The sequence below is a fragment of the Enterobacter sp. PGRG2 genome (genome assembly GCF_030291195.1).
In the GTDB taxonomy this organism is placed as follows: Bacteria; Pseudomonadota; Gammaproteobacteria; order Enterobacterales; family Enterobacteriaceae; genus Enterobacter_D.
This window is the reverse complement of record NZ_CP127837.1, coordinates 2,002,615-2,023,681: the sequence shown is the minus strand read 5'-3', so window position 1 is coordinate 2,023,681 and position 21,067 is coordinate 2,002,615. Positions and strand designations below refer to the sequence as shown.

Here is a 21,067-nt window from a genome sequence, read left to right as displayed (position 1 = left end):
CACGAACAACATAGGTATTTTGCTGATTTTTTAAAGCGGGGTACAAAAAGAAGCCGCCCTCAGGCGGCTCCTTTTAGTGATTAAGACTGCTTGGACATGGCAGCAACTTCTGCTGCGAAGTCAGTCTCAACTTTCTCGATGCCTTCGCCCACTTCGAAGCGGATGAAGTTAGTTACGTCAGCGTTGTGCTCTTTCAGCAGCTGAGCAACAGTTTTGCTCGGATCGATAACGAACGGCTGACCGGTCAGAGAAACTTCGCCGGTGAATTTCTTCATGCGGCCTTCAACCATTTTCTCTGCGATTTCTTTCGGCTTGCCAGACTGCATGGCGATGTCCAGCTGTACCTGGTATTCTTTCTCTACCACTTCAGCAGACACGTCTTCCGGCTTAACGAATTCCGGCTTGCTTGCAGCAACGTGCATTGCCAGCTGCTTAACCAGCTCTTCGTCAGCACCGGTCGCGGCAATCAGAACGCCGATACGCGCGCCGTGCAGGTAGCTGCCCAGCACATCGCCTTCGAGGGCGGCAACGCGGCGAATGTTGATGTTCTCACCGATTTTTGCCACCAGCGCAACGCGCTCTTCTTCGAACTGCGCTTTCAGCACGTCAACGTCAGTGATTTTGCCAGCAACTGCAGCATCCAGCACTTTGTCAGCGAACGCCTGGAAACCACCGTCTTTAGCAACGAAGTCAGTCTGGCAGTTAACTTCCAGAATCACACCGTAGTTGCCGTCGATTTTGGTTTTGATCACGCCGTCAGCAGCTACGTTGCCTGCTTTTTTCGCCGCTTTGATCGCGCCAGATTTACGCATGTTTTCGATGGCCAGCTCGATGTCGCCATTGGCTTCAGTCAGCGCTTTTTTACAGTCCATCATGCCTGCGCCAGTACGTTCGCGCAGTTCTTTTACCAGGGATGCGGTAATTTCAGCCATTCTAAAATCCTCGGGAGATTTGATCTGCCTGGTCGTGATGACCAAACAGCTTAAAAGTGAAAAAGGGGCCATAAAAAGGCCCCTTAACCAAACTCGATACTACCTGGTTAATAAGGGCTCCGGGGAGCGTGCCTTATTATTCAGCTTCTACGAAGCTTTCTTCCGCCTGCGCAGCCAGATCCTGAGAACGGCCTTCACGTACGGTTGCAGCAACAGCGCTCAGGTACAGGGTTACAGCACGGATTGCATCGTCGTTACCCGGGATAACGAAGTCAACGCCGTCCGGATCGGAGTTGGTATCAACGATAGAAAACACCGGGATGCCCAGGTTGTTTGCTTCTTTGATTGCAATGTGTTCGTGGTCAGCATCGATTACAAACAGTGCGTCCGGCAGGCCGCCCATGTCTTTGATACCGCCCAGGCTGTTTTCCAGTTTCTCAAGCTCACGAGTGCGCATCAGCGCTTCTTTCTTGGTCAGCTTTTCGAAAGTACCGTCCTGAGACTGAGTTTCCAGGTCTTTCAGACGTTTGATGGACTGACGAACGGTTTTCCAGTTAGTCAGCATACCGCCCAGCCAGCGATGGTTCACGAAGAACTGGTCGCAGCTGTTAGCAGCTTCTTTCACCGCTTCGCTTGCAGCGCGTTTAGTACCAACGAAAAGGATTTTACCTTTACGAGAAGAGATCTTGCTCAGTTCAGCCAGGGCTTCATTGAACATCGGTACAGTTTTCTCAAGGTTGATGATGTGAACTTTGTTACGTGCGCCGAAGATGAAAGGCTTCATTTTCGGGTTCCAGTAACGGGTCTGGTGACCAAAGTGAACACCAGCCTTGAGCATGTCGCGCATGGAAACAGTTGCCATGATTAAAACCTCTATATAAAAGTTGGGGTTATGCCTCCACGTATCCCATATTACCGACCCCGAAGGGCACCCCGGAATATGTGCCGATACGTGTGTGTTATTTACACAAAGTGAGATTTGTGGCTTCACGTGCCAAAATGGAACGGAAGTCCGGCGCGCTTTATACCATAAATACGCCCGTGACACCAACAGTTGTTGGCGACGGATGCGCTTAATCATTCCCAATCTGGCAGGCGGCGCGTCAGGCTGATACCATTGACGCCACTTACACAATTATGGTCGACCCGATCGACCCCGATGGACAGAATCAATGGCTATCTCTATTAAGACTGCGGAAGAAATCGAAAAAATGCGCGTGGCGGGCCGTCTGGCTGCCGACGTGCTGGAAATGATCGAGCCTTTCGTTAAACCTGGCGTCAGCACCGGCGAGCTGGATCGTATTTGTAACGATTATATCGTCAATGAGCAAAAGGCGGTTTCTGCCTGCCTCGGCTATCACGGTTTCCCGAAGTCTGTCTGCATCTCTATTAATGAAGTGGTGTGCCATGGCATTCCGGATGACGAAAAACTGCTGAAAGATGGCGATATCGTGAATATCGACGTCACGGTGATCAAAGATGATTACCACGGCGACACCTCCAAAATGTTTATCGTCGGCAAACCGACCATTCTGGGCGAGCGCTTATGCCGCATTACCCAGGAGAGCCTCTATCTGGCCCTGCGCCTGGTGAAGCCGGGCATTCGTCTGCGCAGCCTGGGCGCCGCCATTCAGAAATTTGTCGAAGCGGAAGGCTTCTCTGTGGTGCGCGAATATTGCGGACACGGCATCGGTCGCGGCTTCCACGAAGAGCCGCAGGTGCTGCATTATGATGCGGATGACGGCGGCGTGGTGTTGCAGGCCGGTATGACCTTTACCGTTGAGCCTATGGTCAACGCGGGCGATTACCGCATTCGCACCATGAAAGACGGCTGGACGGTGAAAACCAAAGATCGCAGCTTGTCTGCACAATACGAGCATACTATTGTGGTGACGGATAACGGCTGCGAAATTCTGACGTTACGAAAGGATGACACCATCCCGGCGATACTCTCGCACAACGAATGATGATGAAGCCGGCGATTGCCGGCTTTTTTTATGGCGATAGTTTTTTCTTATAAATGGGCGCGATATGAGTCATAACCTCTGCGAGCAGTTCAGTCACACGGCCCCTTCCCTGCCCGGTCAGCCGGAAAACCCTAACGCCTGGCCTGCGGGAGAGCTGACGTGCGCCGGGATCAAAGCGCGGCTGGACGCCTTCCAGCACTGGCTGGGCGAGGTCTTTGATGCCGGGCTTTCTGCCGAACAACTGATTGAAGCCCGTACCGAGTTTATCGATCAGCTGTTACAGCGCCTGTGGATGGAGTACGGGTTTGGCGAGGTCGCCGATACCGCGCTGGTGGCGGTGGGCGGTTACGGGCGTGGCGAACTGCATCCGCTGTCAGATATCGATCTGCTGATCCTCAGCCGTAAAAAGCTCTCAGAGGAGCAGTCGCAAAAGATTGGCGAGCTGCTCACCCTGCTGTGGGACATTAAGCTGGAAGTCGGGCACAGCGTGCGCACGCTGGAAGAGTGTCTGCTGGAGGGCTTATCGGATCTGACGGTCGCCACCAATCTGATTGAATCCCGGCTGTTGATTGGCGACGTTGCGCTGTTCCTGGAGCTGCAAAAGCACATTTTCAGCGACGGCTTCTGGCCGTCGGAAAAATTCTTCGCCGCCAAAGTTGAAGAGCAAAACGAGCGCCATCAACGCTACCACGGCACCAGTTATAACCTTGAGCCGGACATCAAAAACAGCCCCGGCGGCCTGCGCGACATCCACACCTTACAGTGGATCGCCCGCCGTCATTTTGGCGCCACCTCCTTAAACGAAATGGTTGGCTTCGGCTTTCTGACCCAGGCCGAACGTAACGAACTGAACGAATGTCAGCATCTGCTGTGGCGCATCCGTTTTGCGCTGCATCTGGAGCTTAACCGCTACGATAACCGTCTGCTGTTTGACCGCCAGCTAAGCGTCGCCCAGCGCCTGAACTATTCCGGCGACGGCAACCAGCCGGTCGAGCATATGATGAAAGACTTCTATCGCGTGACCCGTCGCGTCACCGAGCTGAATCAGATGCTGCTGCAACTGTTTGACGAAGCTATTCTTGCGCTGACTGCCGATGAAAAACCGCGCGCCATTGACGATGAGTTTCAACTGCGCGGCACCCTAATCGATCTGCGGGACGAGACGCTGTTTATCCGCGAGCCGCAGGCCATTCTGCGCATGTTCTATATGATGGTGCGCAACAGCAGCATCACCGGTATTTACTCCACCACCCTGCGCCATTTGCGCCATGCCCGTCGTCATCTGACGCAGCCGCTCTGTTTTATCCCGGAAGCGCGCACGCTGTTTCTCAGCATGCTGCGTCACCCCGGCGCGGTCAGCCGTGGCCTGCTGCCGATGCACCGCCACAGCGTGCTGTGGGCCTATATGCCCCAGTGGTCGCACATTGTCGGCCAGATGCAGTTCGATCTGTTTCATGCCTATACGGTGGATGAGCACACCATCCGCGTCCTGCTGAAGCTGGAAAGCTTTGCCGATGAGGCTACGCGCCAGAAGCATCCGCTGTGCGTGGAGCTGTGGCCGCGCCTGTCGCATCCGGAGCTGATCCTCATTGCCGCCCTGTTCCACGATATCGCCAAAGGTCGCGGCGGCGATCACTCAGTGCTGGGCGCGCAGGATGTACTGAAATTCGCCGAACTGCACGGTCTGAACTCACGGGAAACGCAGCTGGTCGCCTGGCTGGTGCGCCAGCACTTATTAATGTCCGTGACCGCCCAGCGCCGTGATATTCAGGATCCCGAAGTCATTAAGCAGTTCGCCGAAGAAGTACAGACTGAAAACCGTCTGCGTTTCCTGGTCTGTCTGACGGTGGCGGACATTTGCGCCACCAATGAAACCCTGTGGAACAGCTGGAAGCAGAGCCTGTTGCGCGAGCTGTACTTCGCCACGGAAAAACAGCTGCGTCGCGGAATGCAAAACACCCCGGATATGCGCGAGCGTGTGCGTCATCATCAGATCCAGGCGCTGGCGCTGTTGCGCATGGACAACATTAATGAAGAAGCGCTGCATCATATCTGGGCGCGCTGCCGGGCGAACTATTTCGTGCGCCACAGCCCAAATCAGCTGGCATGGCACGCGCGTAATTTGTTGCAGCACGATCTGAGCGAGCCGATGATCCTGCTCAGCCCGCAGGCCACGCGCGGCGGCACGGAAATCTTTATCTGGAGCCCCGATCGCCCCTACCTGTTTGCCGCGGTCTGCGCCGAGCTGGATCGCCGCAACCTGAGCGTGCATGACGCGCAAATCTTCACCACCCGCGACGGCATGGCGATGGACACCTTCATCGTGCTGGAGCCGGACGGCAAACCGCTGGCGGCGGATCGCCATGAGGTCATTCGCTTTGGTCTGCTGCAGGCGATCACCCAGAACAGCTGGCAGCCGCCGCAGCCTCGCCGACAGCCCGCAAAACTGCGCCATTTTACCGTCGACACCGAGGTCAATTTCCTGCCGACCCACACGGACAGAAAATCCTTCCTCGAACTGATCGCCCTCGATCAGCCTGGGCTGCTGGCCCGCGTCGGCCAGGTGTTTGCAGACCTGGGAATTTCCTTACATGGGGCGAGAATTTCGACAATTGGCGAGCGAGTAGAAGATTTATTTATAATCGCCACAGCGGACCGGCGTGGCCTTAATAATGTGCTCCAGCAGGAAGTGCAACAACGGTTGACAGCGGCCCTCAATCCAAACGATAAAGGGTAACGATTTTTTTTATACAGATGGAAAGAGTAAACATGCAGCAATTACAGAACGTTATTGAGACCGCTTTCGAGCGCCGTGCCGACATCACCCCGGCAAATGTGGATACCGTTACCCGTGAAGCGGTTAATCAGGTTATTGCCCTGCTGGATTCCGGCGCGCTGCGTGTCGCAGAGAAAATTGACGGTCAGTGGGTTACGCACCAGTGGCTGAAGAAAGCGGTGCTGCTCTCTTTCCGCATTAACGATAACAAAGTGATCGAGGGCGCTGAAAGCCGCTACTTCGACAAAGTGCCGATGAAATTCGCCGACTACGACGAAGCGCGCTTTCAGAAAGAAGGCTTCCGCGTGGTGCCGCCAGCGGCCGTGCGTCAGGGTGCCTATATCGCCCGTAACACCGTACTGATGCCGTCCTATGTCAACATCGGCGCATACGTCGATGAAGGCACCATGGTGGATACCTGGGCCACGGTGGGTTCCTGCGCGCAGATTGGCAAGAACGTTCACCTCTCCGGCGGTGTGGGTATTGGTGGTGTTCTTGAGCCACTGCAGGCGAACCCGACTATCATTGAAGATAACTGCTTCATTGGCGCACGTTCTGAAGTGGTGGAAGGCGTTATCGTGGAAGAAGGTTCCGTGATCTCGATGGGCGTGTACATCGGTCAGAGCACCCGTATTTACGATCGCGAAACCGGCGAAGTGCATTATGGCCGCGTGCCGGCAGGCTCGGTTGTTGTCTCCGGCAACCTGCCGTCTAAAGACGGCTCTTACAGCCTGTACTGCGCGGTGATTGTGAAAAAAGTAGATGCGAAAACACGCGGAAAAGTAGGCATTAACGAATTGCTGCGCACGATCGACTAAGGTATCTCCTCTCCCCCTCAGGGAGAGGGTGACTCACCCCGCCTTTTTTGCACGACGCAGTGGCGAAGATAGATTTTTTCGTTAATTATTCATAGGTTATGTTGAGCTTAAGGGTACCGCTATGTACGATAATCTGAAAAGTTTAGGCATTACCAATCCGGATGAAATCGATCGCTACAGCCTCCGTCAGGAAGCCAATAACGATATTCTGAAAATCTATTTTCATAAGGACAAAGGCGAGTTTTTCGCGAAAAGCGTGAAGTTTAAATACCCGCGCCAGCGTAAAACCATTGTCGCGGATGGCGTGGGCCAGGGCTACAAAGAAGTGCAGGAAATCAGCCCTAACCTGCGTTATGTGATCGATGAGCTGGATCAGATCTGCCAGCGCGATCGTACGGAAGTCGACCTGAAGCGTAAGATCTTAGACGATCTGCGTCATCTGGAATCGGTCGTGACCAATAAGATCAGTGAAATTGAAGCCGATCTGGAAAAGCTGACCCGCAATAAATAACCGTCGCGTGCCCGGTGGCGCACGCTTACCGGGCCTGCAACGATGCGAATTTACAGGCCGGGTAAGGCGCAAGCCGCCACCCGGCATATTTTATCTAACGCTGTTCATCCAGCTGCAACGCCACATACAGCAGCAGCCGGTCGTCAAAATTCCCCAAATCTAAACCTGTTAATTCCGAGATGCGGTTGAGCCGGTATTCCAGCGTATTACGGTGGATAAACAGCGCTTTGGACGTCGCCAGCGGCTGCACGTTATGGCGGAACCAGGCCGTCAGCGTACGCCTCAGCAGCCCGTTGTTATCCATCGCTTTCAGACGCGCCAGCGGACGGGAGAGTTCATTTGCCTGCCAGCCGCCGCGCAGACTGTCGAGCAGCACCGGCAGCATCAAATCCTGATAAAAATAGCTGCGGTTTTCCGGCATCCGCTGTTTGCCCACCATCATGGTGGTGCGCGCGGTGCGGTACGAGCGGGCGATGCTGCCCGGCCCGGTAAAATAGTTGCCGAGCGCCACGCGAAAGCGCAGCTGCCCGTTCTCTTTCATGCGCGAAATCAGCAGTTCCACCCGCTTGCGATGATCTTCCGCATCCCAGCGGCCAAACTGATTGAGCGCCGGTTTCAGCACCACCATCTCCGTCAGCGACACAATGGCGATCAGGTTATTCCGCTCCGGCGTGGTCAGGGCGTTTTGCAGCTGCTGAAGTTCCGCCATCGCGCTGTCGACGCCGAGCTGGCCGCTGTCCACTTCCACCACCGCCACCACGCGCGGCTGATTTAAATCGATACCCAGACGCTGCGCCCATTCGGTCAGCGCCGGGGTGTGCTCTTCTGCCTGGATCAGGTTCATGACCAGCTCTTCGCGCAGGCGGCTGTCCTGGGCTAACAGATGCATCAGCCGGGACTGCTCAAGCATCATTTCGGCGGTCATGCACACCAGCTCGCCGTATTTGCGCAGCGTTTCCGGTTCACCGGTAAGGCCGATAACGCCGACGATCTCCCCTTCCAGACGCAGCGGCAGATTAATGCCCTGACGCACGCCGTGCAGGTGACGCGCCACGGCGTCATCAATATCCACCACCCGCCCCTGAGACAGCACCAGCAACGCGCCTTCGTGCAATTCCCCAATACGCTCCCGATCGCCACTGCCGATGATCCGGCCACGCGCATCCATCACGTTGATGTTGGTATCGATAATGCACATCGTGCGTGACACGATGTCCTGCGCCATTTTGGTATCAAGATGCCAGCCAGCCATGTATCCCTCCCGTAAGCAGTGCTCCAGAATAGAAAAGATAATAGCGGCGCGCATTGTGCAAATGCACAGAGCAGGGATCAGAAGTGTGGAGTTGTGGAAAGCTTCACAGAACGGAGGTATAACTCCCTTCTCCGTGGCGGAGAAGGGAGCGGCGGATTACTGCATCAGCAGATACAGCGAGGTGTCGCCACGCTGAATATTCAGCGCCAGTACCGACGGTTTGCTGTCGAGGATCTTACGCAGTTCAGCGATATTTTTCACACGCTGCTGGTTCGCGCCAATGATCACGTCGCCTTTTTTCAGGCCAATGCGGGCCGCCGGAGAATTGGCTTTCACATTGCTGATGGTGACACCCTGATCCTGGCCTTTGTTGCTCATTTCCGCGCCTTCAATACCGCTGAAGACGGTGCTGGATTCCACCTGGTTCTGGCTGCTCTGTTGCAGTTCCAGATTGACGGTCACCGGCTTACCGTCACGCAGCAGGCCAAGGGAGACTTTGCTGCCGATTGGCATTGAGCCGACTTCCGCACGCAGCGCCGCAAAGCTGCTGATTGCCTTGCCGTTCAGGGTGGTGATCACATCGCCTGCTTTAATGCCCGCTTTCGCGGCGGAAGAGTTCGGCATCACCTGGCTGACGAAGGCCCCGCGCTGAGCGTCGACTTTCATCGCTTTCGCCAGCTCAGAGTTGAGTTCTGTTCCCAGAATACCCAGTTCACCACGACGCACCTGGCCGTACTGCACCATCTGCGCGGTCAGGTTTTTCACCATGTTGCTCGGGATAGCAAAGCCGATACCGATGTTACCGCCGTCCGGCGCGAGGATCGCAGTGTTGATACCGATCAGCTCGCCGTTCAGGTTCACCAGCGCGCCGCCGGAGTTACCGCGGTTAATGGCCGCATCCGTCTGGATAAAGTTTTCATAGTTTTCCGCATTCAGGCCGCTACGTCCCAGCGCAGAAACGATCCCCGAGGTTACGGTTTCGCCCAGGCCAAAGGGGTTACCGATCGCCACGGTATAGTCACCCACGCGCAGCGCGTCGGAGTCAGCAAGTTTGATAGCCGTCAGGTTTTTCGGGCTCTGGATCTGGATCAGCGCCAGATCAGAGCGCGGATCTTTACCCACAACTTTCGCGTCGAATTTACGCCCGTCGCCCAGCTGCACTTTAATGGTGGTGGCGTTATCCACCACGTGGTTATTGGTGACGACATAGCCTTTTGCGGCATCAATGATTACGCCGGAACCCAGCGCCATGAATTTTTGTTGCTGACCGCCGTCAGATCCGCCCGGCGCGCCGCCCTGGCAGAACGGCGAACTCTGGAACGGCGACCCTTCCTGGCAGAACGGCGAATCGTCACCAAAGAACTGCTGGAAGTTACGGCCCATACGCGGCGTGTTCACCGTCGTGCTGCCTTCCACATTGATGCTCACCACCGATGGCATGACTTTTTCCAGCATCGGCGCCAGACTCGGCATCGGCTGAGCGGCCTGCGCGGAGGACGCGGTTTCAGCCGCCATAGCTGACATCGGAGAAAGCGCTAAACCTAAACTTAATGCCAGTGCACTCATGGCTAACGTCGTTTTTTTCATGTTGTTTAATCTCTGATTACTGATTACGCAAAAGGGCTGTGTTGTTTCAGTGAGAGTCATTTTATAGCGCGAAGTTCCAAAACGGACTTTCTGCAAAAGTAAAAATTTATTGTCAGTCTTTACAATTGCTGCGCTATTATTCAACGGCCATTAAACGGCGGTATTCATCCCAGGCATAAAGATCTGTCATGCCGCTAATATAGTCCTGGATCAGGCGACAACGGTAATAAAACTCCAGTACAGGGAAATCTGTCGCCGCGCGATCTAATTTACTGACCGCCTCTACATACGCCAGCCGGTGACGGGTTGAGAGCTTATGAAAAAGGCGGGTTTCAATCGGGAAACGCCGCAGCCGTTCTTTTTCCGCCAGCTCGCTAAAATCGCTGATCGTTAATTGCAACAGCGGCCGATAGATATCTAACAAACCGCTGATCACCCGGTAACCCTGCAATTCCAGCTGTTCTACATCGGGGTGACTGAAGACATTTTCAACCGCGACGCTCTTATATAATTCAAGCAATTGGCTATAGCCGCTTTCGTCTTCCAGCAGCGCATGATTAAATTCTCCGGAGAAAATCTGCGGCAGATTATCAATAAATCGCTGCGCCGCATAAGGCACCAGCTTATTTAGCGTGTTGACCCGCAAATACATAAAGAACTGATCTTCGGCGCTGCGGCTTAATCGGTTGGCACGGGATTTATCCCAGGCATTTTCGACGACCTGTGCAAACAGCGATCCTTTTTCATGGCTGCCCCAGGCATCATAAAGATGCTGATAAAGCTGCTCGACGGTAAATATTCTTTTCTCGACGGCGTCTTCCAGATCAGCGACGCAATAAGAAATATCATCCGCGGCTTCCATTACCCAGGTGAGCGGGAAACGGCTGAACGTATCCAGTTCCAGCTCTTTACGTAAGCGGTCGACGTAAGCTTCCTCGGAAAAATAATAGCCGGGCTTCTTCATTAAATAATTATGACTGGCGGGCGGCTCGCCCACCCACCACGCCGGACGGGTATATTTTAAAATACAGCCCACCTGCGCCCAGGTGAGGTTCATACGCATCAGCGAATGTACCAGCCGGATCCCCTGCGCATTGCCTTCAAAATGACACAGATCCTGCCGCACCTTCCGCCGCAGGCCGTTCAGTTCATCCTCCCCTTCCCGCAGGCGCAGCGCGGTCACCTGACAGCGATCGCTGCTCAGCGGCTGGCTGGCGGCATCCTCCGGGAACAGGCGCTGGCGAAACCAGTCGTTGATCGCCGCTTCGCCAAAATGGCCGAACGGCGGGTTGCCAATGTCATGCATCAGACAGGCCATTTCAACGATACTTTCAAACGGCCCGGTCAGTTCGGCCAGACCGTAGGTTTCCAGCAGCCGCTGCTCTTTGAGGCGGCTTAAGATCTCTTTGGCGATGTAACGCCCCACCTGCTGTACTTCCAGCGAGTGCGTCAGCCGGGTGCGTACGGCGGCATTGCGCTCCAGCGGGAAGACCTGAGTTTTCTGTTGCAGACGGCGGATCGCCGGGGAATTTACAATGCGTCCGCGATCGCTTTCAAAGATGCGCAGGATCTCATGTTCCGTTTTGACGCCCTGCGGTGAGCGGTAGCGGCGATGCCAGTTTATTTTTCTGCGAAAATCGATCTCAGCCATTTCTTCTCCCGCGATCGTGCGTCATGTGAAGTAATGCATTCCTGCCTGCCATGATAGACTATGCCCTGAAAACGTAACTCAGTCTTATCACATTAGCGAGTATCTCTATGAAAGTTGGCATTATTGGTGCAATGGAAGAAGAAGTGACGCTGCTGCGTGACAAAATCGAAAATCGTCAGACGCAGAATATCGCGGGCTGCGAAATTTACACCGGTACGCTCAATGGCACTGAAGTCGCCCTGCTGAAATCGGGTATTGGCAAAGTCGCGGCGGCGATGGGCGCTACGCTGCTGCTGGAGCGCTGCAAACCTGATGTGATCATCAATACCGGCTCGGCAGGCGGTCTCGCGCCAACGCTGAAAGTGGGCGATATCGTGGTTTCCGACGAAGCGCGTTACCACGATGCCGACGTCACCGCCTTTGGTTACGAACTCGGCCAGCTGCCGGGCTGCCCGGCGGGCTTTAAAGCCGACGAAAAACTGGTTGCCGCCGCCGAAGCCTGCATTGCGCAATTAAATCTGAACGCCGTGCGCGGGCTGATTGTCAGCGGTGATGCCTTCATTAATGGCTCTGAAAACCTCGCGAAAATCCGCCATAACTTCCCGCAGGCGATTGCCGTTGAGATGGAAGCCACGGCGATTGCCCACGTCTGCCATAACATGGGCGTGCCTTTCGTGGTGGTACGCGCTATTTCTGACGTGGCAGATCAGGAGTCGCATCTGAGCTTCGAGGAATTCCTCGTCGTGGCGGCGAAGCAGTCCAGCCTGATGGTTGAGACGCTGGTGCAGAACCTGGCGCGTGGCTAAGGGTTCCTTCAGGGCGCTTGCCGCCCTGCTTCTGCTGACGCCAGCGTGGCTTTATGCCGCGCCGCGCGTGATTTCCCTCTCACCGGCCAATACTGAACTGGCGTTTGCCGCCGGGATCACGCCGGTGGGCGTCAGCAGCCATTCCGATTACCCGCCCGCGGCCAGTAAAATTGAGCAGGTCGCCAGCTGGCAGGGCATTAACCTTGAGCGCATCGTGGCGCTTAAGCCCGACGTGGTGCTGGCCTGGCGCGGCGGCAACGCGGAACGTCAGGTTAACCAGCTCACCCGCTTTGGTATTCGCGTGCTGTGGGTTGACGCCGAAAGCATCGAGCAGGTGGCGCAATCGCTGGAGCGCCTCGCCGAATACAGCCCGCAACCTGAACAGGCGCACGCCAGTGCTCAGGCGATGCTCACCGATTATGCCGCCTTAAAAGCGCAGTACGCCGGTACGCCGAAGAAACGCGTCTTTATGCAGTTCAGCACTCACCCGCTGTTTACCAGCGGCAGCGGAACCATCCAGCACCAGGTGGTGACGCTGTGCGGCGGTGAAAATATCTTTGCTTCCGCCCGTGTTCCCTGGCCGCAGGTGAGCCGTGAACAGGTGCTGGCCCGCGATCCGCAGGCCATTGTGGTCACCGGCGGAGTGGACGCCATTCCGAAAGTGCAGGCATTCTGGAATAATCATCTCAAAAGTGAGGTGATAGCCCTCAATAGTGACTGGTTTGAACGTGCATCCCCGCGTATTATCCTCGCCGCAAAACAACTCTGTACCGCTCTCGCACAGGTAAAATAAAATGCTTGTCTACTGGCTGGATATTATCGGCACCGCCGTTTTCGCCATCTCCGGCGTACTGCTTGCCGGCAAACTGCGTATGGATCCCTTTGGCGTGCTGGTGCTGGGGGTGGTGACCGCCGTCGGCGGCGGTACCATCCGCGATATGGCGCTGGATCACGGCCCGGTGTTCTGGGTAAAAGATCCCACCGATCTGGTGATCGCCATGGTCACCTGCCTGTTAACCATTCTGCTGGTGCGCCAACCGCGCCGCCTGCCGAAATGGGTATTGCCGGTGTTCGATGCCGTGGGGTTAGCGGTCTTCGTGGGGATTGGCGTGAATAAGGCGTTTCTGGCCGGAACCGGGCCGCTGGTGGCGATTTGTATGGGCGTGGTCACCGGCGTGGGCGGCGGTATTATCCGCGATATGCTGGCGCGGGAAATCCCGATGATCCTGCGCACCGAAATCTATGCCACAGCCTGTATTATCGGCGGCATCGTGCATGCCACGGCGTTTTACACTTTCGGCGTACCGCTGGAAACGGCGAGTATGATCGGGATGGTGGTGACGCTCGCCATTCGTCTGGCGGCGATCCGCTGGCATCTGAAACTGCCGACCTTTGCGCTGGATGATAATCCGCGATAAGACATGATATTGCCCGGTGGCGCTTCGCTTACCGGGCCTGGAACTGTCATGATTCGCCCGGTGGCGCTACGCTTACCGGGCCTACAAAATAATGTGATGATGTTTTGCAGGCCGGGCGAGACGGCGTCGCCGCCCGACAACAGAGCAGAGAATTAAATGCTGAAGGACGATCCGCAACCGCAGGTGCTTTTCGCGTTCGGGTTGGTCACGACAAAGCGCGATCCTTCCAGACCTTCGGTATAATCCACCGCGCCGCCCACCAGATATTGCAGGCTCATCGGATCCACCACCAGCGCGACGCCGGATTTTTCAATGGTCATGTCGCCATCGTTAACCTGATCGTCAAAGGTGAAACCGTACTGGAAGCCGCTGCAACCGCCGCCGGTAATGTAGACACGCAGCTTCAGGTTCGGGTTGTCTTCGTCTGCGATCAGATCTTTTACTTTAATGGCTGCGGCTTCGGTAAACTGCAGCGGCAGGGCTACTTCATCACTCATTTTTTGCTCCCAATGATACGGCGATGCGGGCAAAAATTAACCCGATCTTTAAATTATTATCTAATACCCTGGTGAATCGTTCAAGTATTCTCCCTGAATGCCTGCGCGTGGGTCTTAGCCTCAAGGTCAGCTTCCTGACGCGCCAGCGTACGGGCAAGGATGGTCGAGTATAACGGTTTGCCGCCTAAAAATTGTGCCAGTAGTGTTGCGCCAAGACAGGTAATAATCATTGGCAAAATGAGCTGATAATTGTCAGTCATCTCCAGAACCAGCACGATGCCGGTCAGGGGCGCACGCACGGAAGCCGCCAGCAGCGCGCCCATCCCGGCGATAGCGAAGGTGCCTGCCTCCAGATGATAAGCCGGAAACAGCCCGGCGCAGGCCATGCCGAACGCCGTACCTAACAGCGTACCCAGCGCCAGCATAGGCGCGAATATCCCGCCCGGCGCACCGGATGAAAAGCACAATAAGGTAGTGATCACCCTGGCAACAAAGATGAACAGCAGCATCCCCACCGCGTAATTTCCGGCGGCGGCAATCGGGATCAGCATAAAGCCGCCCCCGGAAATTTCCGGAACAATCAGCCCCAGCACGCCGCACAGTCCGCCGATAAGCCCGCCGATCAGCACCCATTTTTTAATATCGCCGCCGTGCAGACGGGCGAACATATCCTGCGTGCGCAGCACCAGCGTATTAAACAGCGGCCCGACGCAGCCGAAGACCATGCCGAGCACCAGATACAGCCACAGCGTATTCACCGGCGCATTCGCCAGCTTGCCCACTTCGATCACCGCCCCTTCGCCGTTAAAAATGCGAAACACAATGCTCGACATGATCACGCCGGTAAACACGGCTTTTATGGAAATCAGGTTATAGCGAAACTGCGGGCGCATCTCTTCTAGGATAAACAAAATGCCCGCCAGCGGCGCGTTAAAGGCCGCCGACAGCCCCGCCGCCGCACCGGTAGCCAGCAGCGTGTGGCGGGCTTCGGCGCTGCGCATGCGGAAAATATCCAGCACCATGCGCCCGACGTTGCCGCCAAGCTGTACCGTCGGCCCTTCGCGCCCCAGCACCATACCCGCGCCCAGCGTACCCATACCGCCGATGAATTTAACCGGTAATACGCGCCACCAGCGCACCGGGCGAAGCTCCTCCAGCGCGCCCTCGATTTCCGGAATACCCGAGCCGCCCGCCTCCGGCGCGAAGCGTCGCACCAGAAAATAGCCGACCATCGCCAGCAGTGCCGACAGCACAAAGGCCAGCGGCCATACCAGCCAGGCGCGATCCGCCACCTGCGCCAGCGTGCCGATACGCAGGTTTGACACGCCGTTCACCGCTTTCTCGAACGCCACGCCCACCAGTCCCGCAAGGGTGCCGACCAGCGCCGCCATCAGCAGGATCGCCAGCGGCGTTTTGTCGCGCTGCAACAGACGGCGGATCAGATCGCCGCGCCGCAAACGCACCAGTTGCTGTGTGCGGAAGGAAGAATTTTCTGCTTTCATATTGGCTTAATTAATTCGTCACACAAATGAGTTGGCCTATTTTACCCATGCGCACCGTCATGGTGGCAATAAAAATACCCACAAAAGTGCCCTTTCAATCGGGGGAAACTTTTATAACCTCCGGCGAATACTTTAGAATGGCCCATAAACCCTTTTTCCACGAACCAGGAACTCACTTATGAGTAAGTCTCAAGACCTCTATAGCGCCGCACGTAAACTCATCCCCGGCGGCGTGAACTCGCCGGTACGCGCGTTTACCGGCGTCGGCGGTACGCCGCTGTTTATTGAGCGTGCGGATGGTGCTTACCTGTACGACGCCGACGGCAAAGCCTATGTGGATTATGTCGGCTCCTGGGGACCCATGGTGCTGGGGCATAACCACCCGGCGATCCGTAACGCGGTTATCGAAGCGGCGGAGCGCGGCCTGAGCTTTGGCGCGCCGACCGAAATGGAAGTAAAAATGGCGGCGCTGGTAACTGAACTGGTGCCGACCATGGACATGGTGCGGATGGTGAACTCCGGTACCGAAGCCACCATGAGCGCCATCCGCCTGGCGCGCGGCTTCACCGGTCGTGACAAAATCATCAAATTCGAAGGCTGCTACCACGGTCACGCCGACTGCCTGCTGGTAAAAGCCGGCTCCGGCGCGCTGACCCTCGGCCAGCCGAATTCACCGGGCGTACCGGCGGATTTTGCGAAGCATACCCTGACCTGCACCTATAACGATCTGGCGTCTGTGCGTCAGGCGTTCGAGGAGTTCCCGCAGGAGATCGCCTGCATTATCGTGGAGCCTGTCGCGGGCAACATGAACTGCATTCCGCCGCAGCCGGACTTCCTGCCGGGCCTGCGCGCGCTGTGCGATGAGTTTGGCGCGCTGCTGATCATCGACGAAGTGATGACCGGTTTCCGCGTGGCGCTGGCGGGCGCGCAGGCTTACTACGATGTAGTGCCGGATCTGACCTGCCTCGGCAAAATCATCGGCGGCGGCATGCCGGTGGGCGCCTTTGGCGGGCGTCGTGAGGTGATGGATGCGCTGGCCCCGACCGGCCCGGTGTATCAGGCGGGTACGCTGTCCGGCAACCCGATTGCCATGGCGGCAGGCTACGCCTGTTTAACGGAAGTCGCCCAGCCTGGTATCCACGAAACCCTGACCGATCTGACCACCCGCCTGGCGAATGGTCTGCTGGACGCGGCGCAGGAAGCAGGCGTACCGCTGGTGGTGAATCACGTCGGCGGCATGTTCGGGATCTTCTTCACCGATGCCGTCGAAGTGACCTGCTATCAGGATGTGCTGAAGTGCGACGTGGAGCGCTTTAAGCGTTTCTTCCATCTGATGCTGGACGAAGGCGTTTACCTGGCGCCGTCAGCGTTCGAAGCGGGCTTTATGTCGGTGGCGCACAGCGAAGAAGATATTAATAAGACCATTGATGCGGCGCGTAAGGTGTTCGCGCAGCTGTAGTTGTTATTGTGCCCGGCGGCGCTTCGCTTGCCGGGCCTACAGAATCGCAGTACCGTAGGTCGGRTAAGCGWAGCGCCACCCGACAAAACCATCGTCAGATAAGGCGCTGCCGCCACCCGACACGTCTCACCGGCTCTGCTTCCTCAGCAAATAAATAAAGTACGGCGCGCCGATAAAGGTCGACAGCAGCCCCGCCGGGATCTGGTACGGGAACATGATCATCCTGCCGCACCAGTCCGCAAACACCAGCAGTAATCCCCCCGTTAAGGCAGACATCACCATATGCGGCATTGTACGGCGGAAGCCCATCATGCGCGCAATATGCGGCGCCATCAGGCCGACAAAACTCAGCGGACCGATGGTCATGGTCGCGGCGGCGGTCAGACAGGACGCCAGCAACAGCAGCCCGACGCGCGACGGCGTGAGCGCCACGCCAACCGCGCGGGCTGTTTCACCGCCGAGCGGCAGAATGGTCAGCCAGCGGCGGCACAGCGGTGCGATCGCCAGCAGTACAACGGTCGCTGCCATCGCCCACATCACCTGCGTGGCGGTGGCGCTGTAGGTCGAGCCGGAGATCCACGTCAGGATCTGCGCCATACGCGGATCGCCGCTCGCCTGCAACATCATCAACAGCATGGTAAAGGCGGTACTGAGCGCCATCCCCGCCAGCAGCATCCGTTGCGGCGAGAATCCCCCGCGACCGGCGGCCAGCATAATGATCATAAGCGTCACTGCCGCCCCCAGGCTGCCCGCAGGCAGCAGCCAGCCAAAGGCGTCGCCCGGCACAAAGAACAGCATCACCACCACGCCGAAGGCCGCGCCGGAGCTGATGCCCAGCACTTCGGGGCTGGCCATCGGGTTACCCGTCAGGCGCTGGATAATGCAGCCCGCCACCGCCAGCATCACGCCCGCCGTCAGCGCCGCCAGAATTCGCGGCGCGCGCCACTGCATCAGTTCATTGAGCAGCGAACCGCTCGCCCAGTGCCACCCTTCTGCATCCCGCCCCAGCGACAGCGCCACCGCCATGCCCAGCAGCAGCACGATGACGCCCGCCAGCGCAAACCAGGGCACATGCTGACGCTCAGTAAACACGCGATCGCCCCCTTCCATTGAGGGCGCGCTCATACTCTTAAGACGCGGCAGCAGCCACAGCAGCAGCGGCGCACCCACCAGCGCCGTTACCGAGCCGGTGGAGATTTCCATCCACACCCGCATCAGCCAGAGCACCACCTGATCGGAAAGCCAGAGGATCAGCGCGCCAATCAGCGGGGCCAGCAGCAGCCGCGACAGCAGCCGCCGCGCGCCGAGCATTTTCGCCAGCAGCGGCGCGAACAGGCCGATAAAACCGATAATACCCACCGCGTTCACCAGCAGCGCGCTGAGCACAATCGCCAGCATCAGCGCGCCAAGTCTGGCCAGCGACAGCGCAAGGCCGAGATTACGCGCCACGCCGTCATCCAGCCCCATCAGGGTCAGCGGACGCAGCAGCAGCAGCGTCAGCAGCGCGCCGCCGAGCAGCTGCGGCCACAGGCGTTGCACGACGCTCCAGTCGGACTGCGTCAGCGTGCCGGTGCTCCACAGGAACATGCTTTGCAGCTGATCGTGGTGGAAAAGCACCAGCAGCTGATTGATCGCCCCGCAGTACAGGCTGACCACCAGCCCGGCGAGGATCAGCGTCACCGGCGAGAGGCGTTTTCCCCAGGCAACGCCAAACACCAGCGCGCCCACCACGCAGGCCCCGGCCAGCGCGGCAAACTGTGAGGTCATCACCCCCGGCAGCGCCCACAGGGTGGTAATAGTGATCCCCAGTTGCGCGCCGGTAGCGACGCCCAGCGTCGTCGGCTCCGCCAGCGGATTACGCAGCACCTGCTGGAACAGTACGCCCACCAGTCCCAGTCCTGCGCCCACCAGCAATGAAATCGCCAGCCGCGGCAGCAGGCTGTAATGGAACAGCATCTGCTCAATGGAATTACTATCCGGTTGCCAGACACCCTGCTGCCACTGCGCACGGGGCAGCGCCACGTTGAGGTTATTCCACGTCAGGCCAAGGCCGACGATAAACAGCACGGCAAGCAGCGCCGCCGGGAAAGGCGCAATACGACGGCTCATGCCTGGCCTCCCATCACCTTATCCAGCACGCGGACAAAGTGCATTGCCGACAGGGTGGCGCCGTAGAACCACACCGCAGGCGCACGATAAAAGCGTCCGGCGCGCACGAAAGGCATCGACTGCCATAGCGGGGTCGCCATCAGCGCCTGCATATCCCGCTCGTTACCATGATCGAAACAGAGCACATCCACATCTTTAAATTCGCCCAGCCGGTCGATACCCACCGCCGTACTGCCCCAGAAGGTAGTTTCCCCCTGCCAGGCATTAGGAATACCAAAGGCGTCAAGCGGCTCCTGGAACAGGCAGTTCGGGCAGAACACCAGCATATGACGCGCATCCAGCAGCGTGACCATCAGTAATGGCCTGTCGCCACGCTTCGCAAAGCGCGGTTTCATCGAATCGATAAAAGCATCGAATTCATTGAGATGCGCCCGCGCGGCTGGCTCCCGACCAATCAGCTGCGCCATTTCCTGGAGCGACTGACGCGCCATGGTGAGCGGTTTTTTGCCGTCGCTGAAGGTGAATCCACGGCCAGGGGCGATACGCGCCAGCACATCCGCCGACGGGCCATAGCCGGCAGACCAGACCATATACGAGGGTTTCATCTGGGTGAGCAGTTCGAGATTCGGCTCGGTGCGCAGACCAATGTCGATCACCGAGTCGGGCAGCGCCGGTTCGTTGACCCACAGGTTGTAGTTGGGCACATCGGCAACGCCATAGGGGGTGATGCCGAGCGCCAGCAGCAGTTCCACCGGCAGCCATTCCAGGGCGACAATCCGGTGCGGATCGACCGCCGCCGCGCGGGCGCTGCCCATTTTCAGCAGCAGCGGCGACAGGGCCATCGCCGTCAGCAGGCGACGACGGCTAAAGAGGTTTACGTCAGTCATCAGAGAACAAAGCTCACCGGTGCAGCCCCTGTCGGGTGAGGCAGAATGCCCATCGGGATACCGTAGATTTTTTCCAGCGTATCGGCGCGCATCAGCGATTCCGGCGTGCCTTCGGCGATCTTCTCCCCGCCGCGCAGCGCCACCAGAAAATCGCAGTAACGCGCCGCCATATTAATATCGTGCAGCACGGCGATCACCGTCAGACCGCGCTGCTGGCTGAGGCGGTGTACCAGCGCCAGCACGTCCACCTGATGGGCGATGTCGAGCGCCGAGGTCGGTTCGTCGAGCAGCAGGCAGCGGCTGTCCTGCGCTACCAGCATGGCGATCCACGCCCGCTGACGCTCGCCGCCGGAGAGGCTGTCCACCAGACGGTGCGCCAGCGGTTTTAATCCCACCAGCGCAATGGCTTCGTCGACTTTTTCCCTGTCGGCGACACCAAAACGCCCCAGCGCGCCATGCCAGGGATAACGCCCTATCGCCACCAGTTCGCGCACCGTCATGCCTTCCGCCTGCGGCAACTGCTGCGGCAGATAGGCCACTTTGCGGGCAAAGGCTTTGCTGTTCCAGCTGTCCAGCGGTTGTCCGTCCAGCAAAATATCGCCGTCCGACGGCGGCTGGTGGCGGCCAAGCATTTTCAGCAGGGTGGATTTACCGGAACCGTTATGACCAATAAGACCGGTCACTTTGCCCACCGGGAAGGTTAACGACAGCGGGTGCAGCAGCGTGCGGCCAGGCACCCGGAAGGCGACATCGGTAAGACGAAACGTGGTATCGGGATGGGAGTTGTTTTCCTGCATAGCGCCAACTTGTAAAAAGGGCACGGCAAGCCGTGCCCAAAAGGAGATTAGAAGCGGAAGGTTGCGGTACCGACAATCTGGCGTTCCGCGCCCCAGTA

The 21,067-nt window shown here is 57.6% G+C and carries 18 protein-coding genes; 8 read left to right on the top strand and 10 right to left on the bottom strand.

The genetic code is table 11. The features are described 5' to 3' along the window. Nucleotides 1–80 precede the first annotated feature (80 nt). Together tsf and rpsB are read right to left on the bottom strand one after the other, a co-directional pair. Nucleotides 81–932 carry a translation elongation factor Ts gene (gene tsf / locus QRD42_RS08740; RefSeq protein ID WP_072570716.1) on the bottom strand — a complete coding sequence of 284 codons (852 nt, stop codon included), beginning with the start codon at nucleotides 930–932 and terminating at the stop codon, nucleotides 81–83. Between the two features lie 136 nt (nucleotides 933–1,068). Further along, nucleotides 1,069–1,794: a 30S ribosomal protein S2 gene (gene rpsB, locus QRD42_RS08735; RefSeq protein ID WP_072570714.1), complete on the bottom strand. Its 726-nt coding sequence runs from the start codon at nucleotides 1,792–1,794 to the stop codon at nucleotides 1,069–1,071. Between the two features lie 310 nt (nucleotides 1,795–2,104). On the opposite strand from rpsB, the gene map reads away from it, so the two are divergent. The 4 genes from map (at nucleotide 2,105) to QRD42_RS08715 (ending at nucleotide 7,004) form a co-directional block, all read left to right on the top strand. After that, the gene (gene map, locus QRD42_RS08730) at nucleotides 2,105–2,899 is read left to right on the top strand and encodes a type I methionyl aminopeptidase (RefSeq protein WP_318363901.1); all 795 of its coding nucleotides are present in this window, start codon (nucleotides 2,105–2,107) and stop codon (nucleotides 2,897–2,899) included. Nucleotides 2,900–2,963: 64 nt separating this feature from the next. Next, entirely contained in the window at nucleotides 2,964–5,636 is a 2,673-nt protein-coding gene (glnD, locus tag QRD42_RS08725) for a bifunctional uridylyltransferase/uridylyl-removing protein GlnD (protein ID WP_072570710.1), read from the top strand. Nucleotides 5,637–5,668: 32 nt separating this feature from the next. Continuing rightward, a complete protein-coding gene (dapD, locus tag QRD42_RS08720) occupies nucleotides 5,669–6,493 on the top strand; it encodes a 2,3,4,5-tetrahydropyridine-2,6-dicarboxylate N-succinyltransferase (RefSeq protein WP_072570709.1) in 825 nt (274 codons plus the stop codon). Nucleotides 6,494–6,614: 121 nt separating this feature from the next. Next, nucleotides 6,615–7,004 (top strand): DUF3461 family protein, encoded by a 390-nt coding sequence (locus tag QRD42_RS08715; RefSeq protein ID WP_072570707.1) that lies wholly within the window; start codon nucleotides 6,615–6,617, stop codon nucleotides 7,002–7,004. 94 nt (nucleotides 7,005–7,098) lie between these two features. Here the strand turns inward: QRD42_RS08715 and cdaR are convergent, their stop codons facing one another. The 3 genes from cdaR to dgt form a co-directional block, all read right to left on the bottom strand. Then, nucleotides 7,099–8,256: a DNA-binding transcriptional regulator CdaR gene (gene cdaR / locus QRD42_RS08710; RefSeq protein ID WP_072570705.1), complete on the bottom strand. Its 1,158-nt coding sequence runs from the start codon at nucleotides 8,254–8,256 to the stop codon at nucleotides 7,099–7,101. Nucleotides 8,257–8,412: 156 nt separating this feature from the next. Continuing rightward, complete coding sequence (gene degP / locus QRD42_RS08705; protein ID WP_072570703.1) at nucleotides 8,413–9,843, bottom strand: serine endoprotease DegP; 1,431 nt, start codon at nucleotides 9,841–9,843, stop codon at nucleotides 8,413–8,415. A 136-nt stretch (nucleotides 9,844–9,979) separates the two neighbouring features. After that, complete coding sequence (dgt, locus tag QRD42_RS08700; RefSeq protein WP_321988638.1) at nucleotides 9,980–11,494, bottom strand: dGTPase; 1,515 nt, start codon at nucleotides 11,492–11,494, stop codon at nucleotides 9,980–9,982. A 107-nt stretch (nucleotides 11,495–11,601) separates the two neighbouring features. Between dgt and mtnN the strand changes: the two genes are divergently transcribed. The 3 genes from mtnN to QRD42_RS08685 are packed head-to-tail and all read left to right on the top strand — an operon-like array spanning nucleotide 11,602 to nucleotide 13,718. Next, the gene (gene mtnN, locus QRD42_RS08695) at nucleotides 11,602–12,300 is read left to right on the top strand and encodes a 5'-methylthioadenosine/S-adenosylhomocysteine nucleosidase (protein ID WP_318363899.1); all 699 of its coding nucleotides are present in this window, start codon (nucleotides 11,602–11,604) and stop codon (nucleotides 12,298–12,300) included. Next, nucleotides 12,293–13,093, top strand: coding sequence for a vitamin B12 ABC transporter substrate-binding protein BtuF (gene btuF / locus QRD42_RS08690; protein ID WP_321988637.1), 801 nt, complete (start codon nucleotides 12,293–12,295; stop codon nucleotides 13,091–13,093). Before mtnN ends, btuF begins: the two co-directional genes overlap by 8 nt. A 1-nt stretch (nucleotide 13,094) precedes the next feature. Further along, the gene (locus QRD42_RS08685; protein WP_072570696.1) at nucleotides 13,095–13,718 is read left to right on the top strand and encodes a TRIC cation channel family protein; all 624 of its coding nucleotides are present in this window, start codon (nucleotides 13,095–13,097) and stop codon (nucleotides 13,716–13,718) included. A 152-nt stretch (nucleotides 13,719–13,870) separates the two neighbouring features. On the opposite strand, the gene erpA is transcribed toward QRD42_RS08685, so the two are convergent. Continuing rightward, nucleotides 13,871–14,215: an iron-sulfur cluster insertion protein ErpA gene (gene erpA / locus QRD42_RS08680; RefSeq protein WP_072570694.1), complete on the bottom strand. Its 345-nt coding sequence runs from the start codon at nucleotides 14,213–14,215 to the stop codon at nucleotides 13,871–13,873. Nucleotides 14,216–14,295: 80 nt separating this feature from the next. Then, nucleotides 14,296–15,717 carry a H(+)/Cl(-) exchange transporter ClcA gene (gene clcA, locus QRD42_RS08675; protein ID WP_321988636.1) on the bottom strand — a complete coding sequence of 474 codons (1,422 nt, stop codon included), beginning with the start codon at nucleotides 15,715–15,717 and terminating at the stop codon, nucleotides 14,296–14,298. 178 nt (nucleotides 15,718–15,895) lie between these two features. On the opposite strand from clcA, the gene hemL reads away from it, so the two are divergent. After that, nucleotides 15,896–17,176 (top strand): glutamate-1-semialdehyde 2,1-aminomutase, encoded by a 1,281-nt coding sequence (gene hemL, locus QRD42_RS08670; RefSeq protein WP_321988635.1) that lies wholly within the window; start codon nucleotides 15,896–15,898, stop codon nucleotides 17,174–17,176. 126 nt (nucleotides 17,177–17,302) lie between these two features. Here the strand turns inward: hemL and fhuB are convergent, their stop codons facing one another. From fhuB to fhuC, 3 genes are read right to left on the bottom strand one after another with little or no spacing between them, the layout of a single operon-like run. Beyond that, a complete protein-coding gene (fhuB, locus tag QRD42_RS08665; RefSeq protein ID WP_321988634.1) occupies nucleotides 17,303–19,285 on the bottom strand; it encodes a Fe(3+)-hydroxamate ABC transporter permease FhuB in 1,983 nt (660 codons plus the stop codon). Next, entirely contained in the window at nucleotides 19,282–20,172 is an 891-nt protein-coding gene (fhuD, locus tag QRD42_RS08660) for a Fe(3+)-hydroxamate ABC transporter substrate-binding protein FhuD (protein ID WP_072570687.1), read from the bottom strand. The genes fhuB and fhuD overlap by 4 nt, the downstream gene beginning before the upstream one ends. After that, entirely contained in the window at nucleotides 20,172–20,969 is a 798-nt protein-coding gene (fhuC, locus tag QRD42_RS08655) for a Fe3+-hydroxamate ABC transporter ATP-binding protein FhuC (protein ID WP_072570686.1), read from the bottom strand. Before fhuC ends, fhuD begins: the two co-directional genes overlap by 1 nt. Nucleotides 20,970–21,067: the final 98 nt, after the last annotated feature.

What these genes read in the sequence shown, in the direction of transcription:
- tsf (WP_072570716.1), bottom strand. Translation starts at nt 932, where the DNA reads ATGGCTGAAATTACCGCATCCCTGGTAAAAGAACTGCGCGAACGTACT.
- rpsB (WP_072570714.1), bottom strand. Translation starts at nt 1,794, where the DNA reads ATGGCAACTGTTTCCATGCGCGACATGCTCAAGGCTGGTGTTCACTTT.
- map (WP_318363901.1), top strand. Translation starts at nt 2,105, where the DNA reads ATGGCTATCTCTATTAAGACTGCGGAAGAAATCGAAAAAATGCGCGTG.
- glnD (WP_072570710.1), top strand. Translation starts at nt 2,964, where the DNA reads ATGAGTCATAACCTCTGCGAGCAGTTCAGTCACACGGCCCCTTCCCTG.
- dapD (WP_072570709.1), top strand. Translation starts at nt 5,669, where the DNA reads ATGCAGCAATTACAGAACGTTATTGAGACCGCTTTCGAGCGCCGTGCC.
- QRD42_RS08715 (WP_072570707.1), top strand. Translation starts at nt 6,615, where the DNA reads ATGTACGATAATCTGAAAAGTTTAGGCATTACCAATCCGGATGAAATC.
- cdaR (WP_072570705.1), bottom strand. Translation starts at nt 8,256, where the DNA reads ATGGCTGGCTGGCATCTTGATACCAAAATGGCGCAGGACATCGTGTCA.
- degP (WP_072570703.1), bottom strand. Translation starts at nt 9,843, where the DNA reads ATGAAAAAAACGACGTTAGCCATGAGTGCACTGGCATTAAGTTTAGGT.
- dgt (WP_321988638.1), bottom strand. Translation starts at nt 11,494, where the DNA reads ATGGCTGAGATCGATTTTCGCAGAAAAATAAACTGGCATCGCCGCTAC.
- mtnN (WP_318363899.1), top strand. Translation starts at nt 11,602, where the DNA reads ATGAAAGTTGGCATTATTGGTGCAATGGAAGAAGAAGTGACGCTGCTG.
- QRD42_RS08685 (WP_072570696.1), top strand. Translation starts at nt 13,095, where the DNA reads ATGCTTGTCTACTGGCTGGATATTATCGGCACCGCCGTTTTCGCCATC.
- erpA (WP_072570694.1), bottom strand. Translation starts at nt 14,215, where the DNA reads ATGAGTGATGAAGTAGCCCTGCCGCTGCAGTTTACCGAAGCCGCAGCC.
- clcA (WP_321988636.1), bottom strand. Translation starts at nt 15,717, where the DNA reads ATGAAAGCAGAAAATTCTTCCTTCCGCACACAGCAACTGGTGCGTTTG.
- hemL (WP_321988635.1), top strand. Translation starts at nt 15,896, where the DNA reads ATGAGTAAGTCTCAAGACCTCTATAGCGCCGCACGTAAACTCATCCCC.
- fhuB (WP_321988634.1), bottom strand. Translation starts at nt 19,285, where the DNA reads ATGAGCCGTCGTATTGCGCCTTTCCCGGCGGCGCTGCTTGCCGTGCTG.
- fhuD (WP_072570687.1), bottom strand. Translation starts at nt 20,172, where the DNA reads ATGACTGACGTAAACCTCTTTAGCCGTCGTCGCCTGCTGACGGCGATG.
- fhuC (WP_072570686.1), bottom strand. Translation starts at nt 20,969, where the DNA reads ATGCAGGAAAACAACTCCCATCCCGATACCACGTTTCGTCTTACCGAT.